The organism is Mesorhizobium sp. M2A.F.Ca.ET.067.02.1.1, assembly GCF_004023285.1.
GTDB lineage: Bacteria > Pseudomonadota > Alphaproteobacteria > Rhizobiales > Rhizobiaceae > Mesorhizobium.
The window spans coordinates 1-9,980 of sequence record NZ_RZSB01000146.1 but is presented as its reverse complement, the minus strand read 5'-3'; the positions used below and the strand labels follow the sequence as shown (position 1 = coordinate 9,980).

Sequence of the window (9,980 nt, the reverse complement as noted above, 5' to 3'; positions counted from 1 at the left end):
GCCCCCTGGCATCGATGGCCGGCGGATCGCCGAACGTTGCGCGCGTGGCGCGCGAGTTGAAGATCAGGTCCGCACGGCTCCAGCGCATCAGGGCGACAAGCACCTTGCGCAATATGCGCTCGGGGATTTCGTGGATGTGCAGCAGCGCCTTGCGCGGCAAAAGCCGCGCGGCCAGCGCATAGTCGGCGATGATCGAGGTGTTGATATAGGTCAGGTCGCTGCCCCGCATGCGGCGCCAGGCGCGCCAGAGCGCCGCGGGCAGTCGCGCCATCTCGACGGTGGCGAGCCTGAGCATCGCCTGGCGCCTGAGCACCCAGAGCGGCTCGAACACGATGCGGCTGGCATGCGGCTTGAGGATCTCGACGATCGGCCCCTGGCGCGGCAGCACGACCTCGATCTCGGCGGCCGGAAACGCGGCGCGCAGCGCAGCCACGCTCTCGGCGAAGCTGCGGTCCGAACCATAGAGCTCGTAGCCCTGATGAACGCAGGCAATGCGCATCACTTTCTTTCCACCTGCACCTCGAGTCCGCTCGGCACCGGGCCCTTCAAGCGCGGAAGAAACTTCATGCCAAATCCGCACGCCGCTCCACCCAGCGGTGGCCACTGCAGGCCCGGGAGCAAGGATCGTGCCGGCTTCCTGATTGCCCTGCTGCGGCCCTGGTACCCGACCGTGCCCCGTATCGACACAGATACGTCGCGAAGGTTGACCGATAATGAAGCAAGCCCCGCGCTCTGAAGAGAAATTTTACACCTTCATGCGAGTATCCACCCTGGGGGTACCCCTGGCACGGAAGTTGCTGGGCGGTCATTGACATAGCGACAACCATGACCGGACCCCGGGGGAATCCTTTTATTTTGAAACCGGAACTATCTTCCAACCCGATCGAAAAGCCTTCGATCCTGATCCTGGGGACACGCGGCATTCCGGCTTCCCACGGCGGCTTCGAGACTTTCGCCGAGCGGCTGGCGCTTTTCCTGGCCGGACGCGGCTGGAAGGTCGGCGTCTATTGCCAGAAGGAAGTCGAGCGCGTCGGCCAAAGGGTGACGAGCGACACCTGGCGCGGCATCGAGCTCATCACCATCGAGGTCGCCTCCAGCGGGCCGCGCGCGACGCTGGAGTTCGACTGGCAATGCGTGCTCGATGCCGCCAGGCGCCCCGGCGTGTGCCTGGTGCTCGGCTATAACGGCGCGGTGTTCCTGACCTGGCTCAGGCTCATGCGGCGCAGGATCATCACCAATATGGACGGCATCGAGTGGCGGCGGCCGAAATGGGGGCCGGCGGCGCGCGCCTGGTTCTGGCTCAACGAATGGATCGGCGCCTGGCTGTCGCAACGGCTTATCGCAGACCACCCGGCGATCGCCGACCATCTGGCGACGCGGCGGCCGCGCAGCGCCATCACCACCATCGCCTATGGGGCCGACCCGGTGACCTCGGCGCCGGAGGAACCCGTTCGCGCGCTCGGGCTCGAGCCCGGCAAATACCTGGTCTCGATCGCGCGCATCGAACCCGACAACAACATCCTGCCGATCATCGAAGCTTTCCGCCGCCGCGATCGCAGCGACATGAAGCTGGTGGTGCTGGGCACGCTCAACGACGAGATCCCCTACCATCGAGCCGTGCGCGAGGCAGCGAGCGACACGGTGATCATGCCAGGCGCGATCTACGACCAGGCGACCGTGAAGGCGCTGCGCTACCATGCGCGCGCCTATATGCACGGCCACACTGTGGGCGGCACCAACCCCTCGCTGGTTGAGGCGCTGGCTGCCGGCAACATGGTGATCGCCCATGACAACCGCTACAACCGCTGGGTCGCCGGCGAGGCGGCGATCTACTTCAACGACACCGACAGCCTGAGCGCACGGATCGACACGGCGCTGGCCGACGACGCGCTGGTGGCGCGTTGCAGCAAGGCGGCGCGGGCACGCGCCCGCGAGGCCTTCCGCTGGGAAGACGTGCTCAGCGCCTACGAGAAGGAAGCGCTGCAGCAGCTCGGCGGCGCCACGGCCGCGCCGGCGAAGGCCGACCGCGCAAAACACGCATGACTGGGGCACGCATGACTGGGCACGCATGACCGGCTGGTCTCGCCGCCGTCTGCTCGGCGCGGCGCTGGCCGTGGCGACGGCGCCGCTGGCGGTCCCGCCGCTTGTATCTAAAGCGCGCGCCGCCGGCGAATGGCCTTTCAGGCGCGGCGTCAACGCCTGGCCATGGTTTGCACTGACGCGCGAATTCCCCGCGCCCCGCACCGACTATGACTGGCCGCCCTTCCAGTCTCAGCGGCCGGTGCCGACGCCGGCCGACCTTGCCCGGCTGCGCGCCAGCGGGCTTGACTTCATCCGCCTGCCTGTCGATCCGGGCCCGTTCCTGGTCGCCGATGCGGACCGACGCGCCGACCTCATGGCGATGCTCAGCGCGGCGGTCGAAGCGGCTTTGGCCGCCGATCTCGGCGTCATCGTCAACGTGCAGGCCAATGGCGCCACCCATTACTGGAACCCCGAGCGCATGATTTCCAGCACCGGCGCGCCGGAATTCGCCCGCTACCGGGCCTTCGTTGCCGACGTGGCGGGCATGCTCAAGGACATAGCGCCCGGCGGGGTCGCGCTGGAGCCGGTCAACGAGCCGCCGCAGGACTGTTCTTCCGAGGTGTGGCCCAAGGTGCAGGCAGCGCTGCTGACCGCCGCGCGTGGCGCGGCGAAAGACCTGCCGCTGCTCACCACCGGCGGCTGCGGCTCGATGGTGCGGGGCCTCACCGCGCTCGATCCGGCGCCGCTGGCGGAATTCGAGCCGATCCTGTTCACCTTCCACTTCTACGAACCCTACCTGTTCAGCCATCAGGGCGCGCCATGGATGCGCGAGCCGGTCTATCGCGCGCTGAACAACGTGCCGTGGCCAGCCTCGGCGGGCTCATTGGAGCAGACGCTGGCCTCGGTCCGGGCCAGGATGGCTGAGGATACGGAGAGGTCCGACGAAGCCAAGAAGGCCGCCTATGCCGAGACCGAGAAGGTGCTGAAAGTCTATTTCGACGCGCAGCCCGACCGCGGCTTCATCGACGGCTACCTCGCGCAGATGAGCGACTGGGCGGACGGCCATGGCATCGCGCCCGGGCGCATCATCATGGGCGAGTTCGGCGCGCTGCGCACCGACGCCCGCTACACCGCCGCGCCCAATCCCGACCGCGTCCGCTACATCGCCGATGTGCGGCAGAGCGCCGAAGCCGCCGGCTTTCCCTGGGCGTTCTGGGACCTATTCGACGGCATGGGCATGATGGACGACACCACTCGCGCTCTCGATCCCGCCATGGTCGAGGCGCTGGGCTTGACGATGCCGCCAACTTGATTTTTTGAATCACCAAACCGTTCCAAGCGTTTGGTTTGATGCGGGAGCCGGTGGGTGGGAGACCGGTGCATTCTTGCGAGATCACCATCTGGCTGTCGGTGATAGCGATCAACCTGGTCGCGGTGCCGCTGGTGTTGCTTGGGACGCGGAGGCATGAGGCGAGCGGGGTGGCGGCCAATGCGTAAAGGCTGTGCTCGGTCGCCCTGTTCTGCTCCGGGTGATGAACGGCGCCCGCCGCCAATCGCTCGCCGCCGGGCAGCCAGAATGTACATCTATTTGCGCATTTTCGTTGATAGGTCGTGCAAATTGTGCAAATAATTGCACGTTAGCTTCCCAAGGAATCCTTGTGCCGGAGACCAACACCACCAAGATCAAGGCTCGGCTGGAACGGGAGGGCTGGCAGCTTGTCGGCGGCTCGAAACACGACAAATACAAGAAGGCCGGGATGCCGACGATCATGGTTCCCCGGCACAAGACGGTGACGCCCTTGGTAGCCCGGTCAATCGCAAAAGCGGCGGGCTGGGAATAATACCGACTCCTCACCACGCTCCATCAAGAGCAAGGCAACGAAGAACATAGGACCAGGACATGTCTCGCTATATCGCACTCGTGGATGCCGCGGACGGCATCGTCGGTGTGTCGTTCCCCGATGCACCAGGCTGCGTGGCCCAATCGGAAAACCGGGATGAGGCATTCAAGGACGCAACCGCGGCTCTGGCTGAATGGGTGGCTGAAGAACTGGCGGAGGGTCGTGACGCTCCCCGCCCTCGCAGCATGGACGAGCTTATGGCCGATGAGGCGGTACGATCGGCCTTGACCGATGGCGCCGTTTTGATCTCGGTCCCCCTCATACGCGACTATGGCCGGCCGGCCCGGGCCAATATCTCATTGGATGCAGGCCTGCTGGCCGACATCGACGAAGCAGCTCATCGACTGGGTGTCACCAGGTCTGCGTTTCTAGCTGCGGCGGCCAGGGAGAGGCTTAAGGAAACTGTCTGATCGTTCCTTCGCCGGCCTGTACAGCGCCAGCGCGATCACCACGAATTTGGTCATCAGCGTCGTCTTGGAGGCGATGCTTTCGGAGGTGTTGAGCAGGATGAGCCAGCCCAGCATCGGCAGCCAGATGCCCGGGTGGCAACGGCGCGCAACCTCGTGCATGAACAGCGCGAAGCCGAAGAAGATCAGAAGCGTGAAGAAGGCGCCCTGGTAGAGCGTCAGGCGCAGGATCGGGTTCTCGATGCCCTGCTCCAGGCCGCCGATGCGGCGCATGCTGTCGAGCAGGTCGACATCGGGTCCGACGATCAGGTCGCGCAGCTCCAGATGCCTGAAGAGGTCGAACATCTCGACGCGGGCATTGGCGCTGCCGCTGTCGGAGACGAAACGTTGGAGCAGAGCGTCGAAGAAGCCGTAATAGCCGGCGAGCGCGATCGCCAGCGGCAGCAGCGCGGCGAGCATGATCACCAGGGCGGCACCCAAGAGGTTGACACGCCCGGTCCTGAGCTGTGCCAGGCCCTGGATCAGCAAATAGACGCCGCCGAGCAGGGTCGTCAGCACCATGCCCGAGCGGCCGCCGAAGGCGACCAGCGCGCAGAACTGCAGCCCGACAAGCGCCAGCCTGAGCGGCGTCGACAGGGAGCGCGAACCCGACAGCAGCGACAGCACATAGCTCGAAGTGACCGTGGCATTGGAGAGCGGATGCCCCTGCAGCGCGGTGGAGCGCAGATCATTGACGAACACGGCGCCGTCGAACCTGTAGGGGAACACCAGATGCTTGGTGCCGAACTCGAACAGTGCCATCAGCGCGTTCACCGTCATCACCGCATGGATGACGATCCGCAGCTGGGCAAAGGTCTTCTCATCGTCCTCGCTAAGCAGCAGCACGACCAGCGCCGGTGCGACGAACGTGTCGATCATGCCGGCCATGCCGGGGCGCTGCCTGAGGATGACGACGAAGAGAAGCACCGTCGAGATCACCGCCATCAGCATCGTTGCCGGCCGCTTGTTGGTGACATGGACCACGTAGCCGACCGGATTGCCGAAGGTGCAGGCGCGCCAGACGAAGACGAGCACGAAGAGATAGGTGGACGGGTGGATCTTGCTCAGCGGGCTGCCCTGCAGGCCGTCGTAATTGTAGCCGGCCAGCCACAGCATGCCGCCCGAGATGGAAAACAGAAGCAGCACCGCCACGGTGATGCCAAGACGGGTCAGCGTGTCGACCGGAACAGTGCTCGGGCCCGCCATGCCGTAGCCCGGGGCCGGGACAGGCCGGGCGGGACCCGCCAGGATCGAGGCCATGTCAGGCCGCCTCGTCGACCAGCATGGCGCCGGTCGGCAACCGTCCCATGACGGAGACCGCTTCGGAGGTCGAGGCGACGTCCCGCATCGGCGTCGCGTTCAGCCTGGCGACGAGCAGGATCTCGTCAGCCATGGCGACCAGCGGCAGGACGTTGAGGTCGTCGGCCAGCGCGCCGCCGTCGATGACGACGAGCTCGAAACTGCGATTGGCCTCGGCCAGCATGCGGTGGGCGAAATAGAGCGCCTGCGCTTCCTGGAACACCGCGGCCGGCCGGCCCCTGCCGATCAGCGCCACCGAACTGCCGGGAGCATAGCGGCTGACCGCGTCGAGCGGATATTCGCCGCGCAGCACGTCGAGCACGCCGGGCTGCGGGTCCTTCTGGCCCTTGCCGGCATTGATGTCGATGAACAGCACGCGGCGGCCCCTGGCCGCCGCCGCGTTGGCAAGCTGCCATGCAACCCTCGAGCGCTGCACCTTGTCCTCGGGCGGCGACGCCACCAGGATCGAGGGCACCAGCGGCCAGTCGGCCGGGCGCCTGGTGGCGGCGGCGATGCGCTGCAGCGCCAGCCCGGCCACGGCGTCGGTCTTCTGGGCGGCAGCGCCGGAGCGGCGGCGCCCCCGGCCCGGCAGCACGCCCAGCACCGGCGCCTCGATGGCCGACTGCATCTGGTTGGCGGAAAGCACGGTCGGCGAAAGATATTCGGCGATCAGCGCCATGCCGATGCCCAGCGCCAGGCCGCCGAACACAGCGCCGAAGACAAGCAGGCCCTTCGGCGGCCAGCTCTTCTTCAGCGCCGGCATGGCATAGGAGATGATGCGGGCATTGGTGCTGTCGACATTGGTCTGCTCGCGTGTTTCCTGGGCGCGCTGCAGGTAGTTGGCATAGACGGTGCGCACGGCGTCCAGGTCGCGCTGCAATTCGCGCAGGCGCACCGAAGCCTGGTCGGTATCGAGCGACTTCGACTTGAGCGCCTCCACCTTGGCCTGCAGGGCCTGCTGGTTGGCCAGTGACCGCTCATAGTCGGTCTCCGCGGCGGTGACGATGCGGCCAAGCTCGCGCTGGATCAGCACGCGCAGGTCGCGCAGCTGCTGCTGGGCGGCGATCATCGAGGGGTGGCGCGGCCCGAGCCCGGTGCCGAGCTGGGCGATCTGGTCGACCCGCGCCGCTTCCTGCGCCCTGAGGCTCGAAATCGTCGAGGAGCGCGTGGCTTCCGAGGTCGCGTCCGGCGCGCTGCCCTGCCTGCGCAACTGATCGACCTGCGCCTTCAGCTGCTGGGTGCGCGCCTGCGCGGCGGTCAGCTCGGCATTGAGCCCGGTCAGCTCCTGGTCGCTCACCAGATTGCCCTGGGCCATCACCATGTTTTGCTGCGAGCGGTAGGCTTCGACCGCATTCTCGGCCTGCTCGACGCGCTTGCGCTGTTCGTCGAGCCGCGCGGTGATCGCCTCGGAGGCCTTGGCCGCCTTTTCCTTGCGCGCGTCGGCCTGGTCGGCAAGGTAGGCGTTGGCGATGGCGTTGGCGATGTCCGACGCCTTCTGCGCGCTCTTGGCGGTGATGATGATGTTGAGCACCAGAACCTTGTCGTCGCGCTTCACGGCGAGCACGCGACGCAGCGAATCCAGCGTTGTCGCCGTTCTGTCGCTGCCATTGCCGCCGAAGAGCGCGCCCATCCAGCGGCCGAGAACGCCCTGCCCGTTGAACTCCGGATCCTCGGTGAGGTTCTCCGCCTTGATCGCGCGCAGCAGCACGCCGTTCGACTGCGCGACGCTGACCTGGCTCTCGACCTGGGTGATGCCGCCGTCGGGCGAGATGCGGCTCGGATTGACGTCGTTGGTGACGACCTGGAGGTCCTCGGGATCGACGATGATCTGCGCCGTCGAGGAATAGAGCGCCGGCGTCAGCATGGTGTAGACAAGCGTCAATCCGGTGAGCAGCGCGGTGACAGCGAGGATCAGGAAGCGGCGCCGCAGCAGGATGCGGCCGAGATCGCCAAGCTCGACCGTGGCAGCCGCTGGCGCCGGTGCGGGCGCGTAATAGGCTGGCGCCGGCGCGACCGCCTCCGGAGCGTTCTGCTGGGGCACCATGAGCAGGGGTGGTTGCAAAGGTCGCTCCGACAACGCTCCATCGGCCGGCAAGACGAGAAATGCGGCGTTGGCCTAGCTATTCCCGGCAACGATTAAAACACTGTTAATTATGTTCATAAATTGGGGCTGCCCTGGCACGAAGTTTGCACCGACACGGTGGAAATTAGGTGCAGCTGAAATTGGAGACATCGTGCGCATGCGGCGGGAACTAGAACCGGCGGGCCTGCCTGCCGGCTCCGGAGGCGAGTCGCCCGGGGACGGGCCATGCGCCTGAACCTGCGCCTCGACGGCGATCGCGTGCGCGCTTTCCATGTCGCGCTGGCCGAAAGGCTGTCGCGGCTGCCCGGTATCGAGCTTTGCGTCGACGCGCGTCCGGCGGCGGGCGGTGTGCCGCAGGCGGCCGAAGCGCTGTTCCAGCTTGAGACGCTTATCCACCGCCTGCCCGCCAATGGGACGGCCAGGCGTGTGCCAATTTCGATGCTGGCCGGCCATGCGAGGGCGTCCCAGCCGGCCGATCTCACCATCGACCTCGTCGGCGACGTCGAGCCGCAAGGCGGACAGGTCTGGCGGCTCGCCTATGACGGCGTCTGCGGCGAGGAAGCGCTGCTGGCGCTCATCCTTGCCGGGGGCACGCCGCTCGCCCGCCTGGAGCAGAACGGCGCTGTTGTCGCCGAGGGGCGGCTCGGCACCGAATATCACGGCATTGCGCTGGCATCCTTCCAGGACATGCTGGCACGCACGGCCAGCTTGATCGTGGCGGCGGTCAATGGCGCCGCGCGCTCGCACCTGCCTGTGCTGCCCGAACCGCCATCCGGGGCGTCGTCCCCGTCCATGCCATCGGCCACGAAGCTCGGCGTGCGGGCCGCCAAGGCGACGGCGCGGCGCATCGTCCAGCAGATCTATCATCTGTGCTACAACGCCCCGCACTGGCGGGTTGGCTGGCGCGAGACCGGAGGCAGCGACCTCTACGAACTGCGCGCCCATCCGCAATCGGGCTGGCGGGACCTCGCCGACGACGGCAGCCGCTTCTACGCCGATCCGTTCCCTGTGCTTTACCGCGGCCAGGTGACGCTGTTCGTCGAGGACTACATCCACCGCACCGGCAAGGCGATCCTGTCGGCGGTGGCTTTCGGGCCGAACGGACCGGCAGGCACCCCGAAGCCGGTGCTGGAACTGCCCTACCACCTCTCCTACCCCTTCGTGTTCGAGCGCGACGGCGAGATGTGGATGGTGCCTGAAAGCGGCGCCAACCGCAGCGTCGATCTCTACCGCGCCACCGCCTTCCCGGGCGGCTGGGTCAAGGAAGCGACGCTGTTGTCGGACATCGTCGCCAGCGACGCAACGCTCACTGAGCATGGCGGGCGCTGGTGGATGTTCGCCACCGTGCGCGACGGCGGCGGCGCTTTCTCGGACCAGCTGCATCTGTGGTCGGCGCCGGATTTCCGCGGGCCGTGGACACCACATCCGAAGAACCCGCTGCTGATCGACATCGCGTCGGCGCGTTCGGCGGGGCGCATGGTGAACCGCGGCGGGCAGCTTCTGCGTCCGGTCCAGGATTGCCGCAGGAGCTATGGCGCCGCGCTCGGCATCGCGCGGGTCACGCGTCTCGACGAGGGCGGCTTCGAACAGGTCGTCGAGACGATCCTCAATCCCGGCGCCGGCTGGGCCGGCCGCAAGCTACACACACTCAACGAAGCGGGCGGGCTGGAATTTATAGATGGTTCGGCAATGGCGCCGCGCTGGAAGCAGCGGCGGGAGAGCATGCCCCCGGGCCTTGGAGACAAGCAATGAGCACCACCGAGAACCGCGAAACGCCCGCAGCCCCGCCCGGCAGGACCGAGGCGGAAGTGGCGATCGTCGGCGCCGGGCTGGCCGGAACCGTTCTGGCGATAACGCTCGCCAAGGCTGGCCGCAAGGTGGCGCTGATCGATCCGCACCGTGTCCACCATGACGAATTCAGGGCCGAGAAAACCCGCGACGAACAGATGGGGCTGTTCGAGAAGCTTGGCCTCGGCTCGGTCTTCAGGTCGCTCTCCACGCCGATGACCGACCTCCATGTCTTCCGCTTCGGCCAGTTGTTCGAGCGCAAGCAGACCTTCGAATACGCCTTCTCCTACGCGCCGCTGGTCAACGGCATGCGCGCGGCGCTGCCTCCGGAAGTGCCGCTGACGGTGGGCAAGGTCGCCGAGGTGTCGACCGGGCCGGACCGGCAGCGCCTCGTGCTCACCGACGGCTCGGTCATCGATGCGCGGCTTCTGGTGGTGGCCC

The 9,980-nt window shown here is 66.9% G+C and carries 9 protein-coding genes and 1 pseudogene; 7 read left to right on the top strand and 3 right to left on the bottom strand.

Annotated features, from left to right (window positions below):
- Positions 1–499, bottom strand: a pseudogene (locus EOA28_RS13120) (glycosyltransferase family 1 protein); the annotation flags it as partial.
- A gap of 356 nt (positions 500–855) precedes the next feature.
- Between EOA28_RS13120 and EOA28_RS13115 the strand changes: the two are divergent.
- From EOA28_RS13115 to EOA28_RS13100, 5 genes are all read left to right on the top strand, one after another.
- Entirely contained in the window at positions 856–2,043 is a 1,188-nt protein-coding gene (locus EOA28_RS13115; protein WP_245463263.1) for a DUF1972 domain-containing protein, read from the top strand.
- A gap of 25 nt (positions 2,044–2,068) precedes the next feature.
- Positions 2,069–3,334, top strand: coding sequence for a cellulase family glycosylhydrolase (locus tag EOA28_RS13110; protein WP_127250985.1), 1,266 nt, complete (start codon positions 2,069–2,071; stop codon positions 3,332–3,334).
- 50 nt (positions 3,335–3,384) lie between these two features.
- Positions 3,385–3,519: a hypothetical protein gene (locus EOA28_RS40910; RefSeq protein ID WP_281059005.1), complete on the top strand. Its 135-nt coding sequence runs from the start codon at positions 3,385–3,387 to the stop codon at positions 3,517–3,519.
- A gap of 161 nt (positions 3,520–3,680) precedes the next feature.
- A complete protein-coding gene (locus EOA28_RS40185; protein WP_245442571.1) occupies positions 3,681–3,863 on the top strand; it encodes a type II toxin-antitoxin system HicA family toxin in 183 nt (60 codons plus the stop codon).
- Between the two features lie 59 nt (positions 3,864–3,922).
- Positions 3,923–4,333 carry a type II toxin-antitoxin system HicB family antitoxin gene (locus tag EOA28_RS13100; protein ID WP_127250987.1) on the top strand — a complete coding sequence of 137 codons (411 nt, stop codon included), beginning with the start codon at positions 3,923–3,925 and terminating at the stop codon, positions 4,331–4,333.
- Here the strand turns inward: EOA28_RS13100 and EOA28_RS13095 are convergent.
- Positions 4,292–5,575: a VpsF family polysaccharide biosynthesis protein gene (locus tag EOA28_RS13095; RefSeq protein WP_245501516.1), complete on the bottom strand. Its 1,284-nt coding sequence runs from the start codon at positions 5,573–5,575 to the stop codon at positions 4,292–4,294. The genes EOA28_RS13100 and EOA28_RS13095 overlap by 42 nt on opposite strands.
- A 55-nt stretch (positions 5,576–5,630) precedes the next feature.
- Complete coding sequence (locus EOA28_RS13090; RefSeq protein WP_127250988.1) at positions 5,631–7,730, bottom strand: Wzz/FepE/Etk N-terminal domain-containing protein; 2,100 nt, start codon at positions 7,728–7,730, stop codon at positions 5,631–5,633.
- Between the two features lie 246 nt (positions 7,731–7,976).
- On the opposite strand from EOA28_RS13090, the gene EOA28_RS13085 reads away from it, so the two are divergent.
- Both EOA28_RS13085 and EOA28_RS13080 read left to right on the top strand, forming a co-directional pair.
- Positions 7,977–9,503, top strand: coding sequence for a formyl transferase (locus tag EOA28_RS13085; RefSeq protein WP_127250989.1), 1,527 nt, complete (start codon positions 7,977–7,979; stop codon positions 9,501–9,503).
- The coding region (locus tag EOA28_RS13080) for an FAD-dependent monooxygenase (RefSeq protein WP_128314937.1) at positions 9,500–9,980 on the top strand (481 nt) is incomplete at its 3' end. The genes EOA28_RS13085 and EOA28_RS13080, both read left to right, overlap by 4 nt.

What these genes read in the sequence shown, in the direction of transcription:
- EOA28_RS13110 (WP_127250985.1), top strand. Translation starts at nt 2,069, where the DNA reads ATGACCGGCTGGTCTCGCCGCCGTCTGCTCGGCGCGGCGCTGGCCGTG.
- EOA28_RS13100 (WP_127250987.1), top strand. Translation starts at nt 3,923, where the DNA reads ATGTCTCGCTATATCGCACTCGTGGATGCCGCGGACGGCATCGTCGGT.
- EOA28_RS13095 (WP_245501516.1), bottom strand. Translation starts at nt 5,575, where the DNA reads ATGGCGGGCCCGAGCACTGTTCCGGTCGACACGCTGACCCGTCTTGGC.
- EOA28_RS13085 (WP_127250989.1), top strand. Translation starts at nt 7,977, where the DNA reads ATGCGCCTGAACCTGCGCCTCGACGGCGATCGCGTGCGCGCTTTCCAT.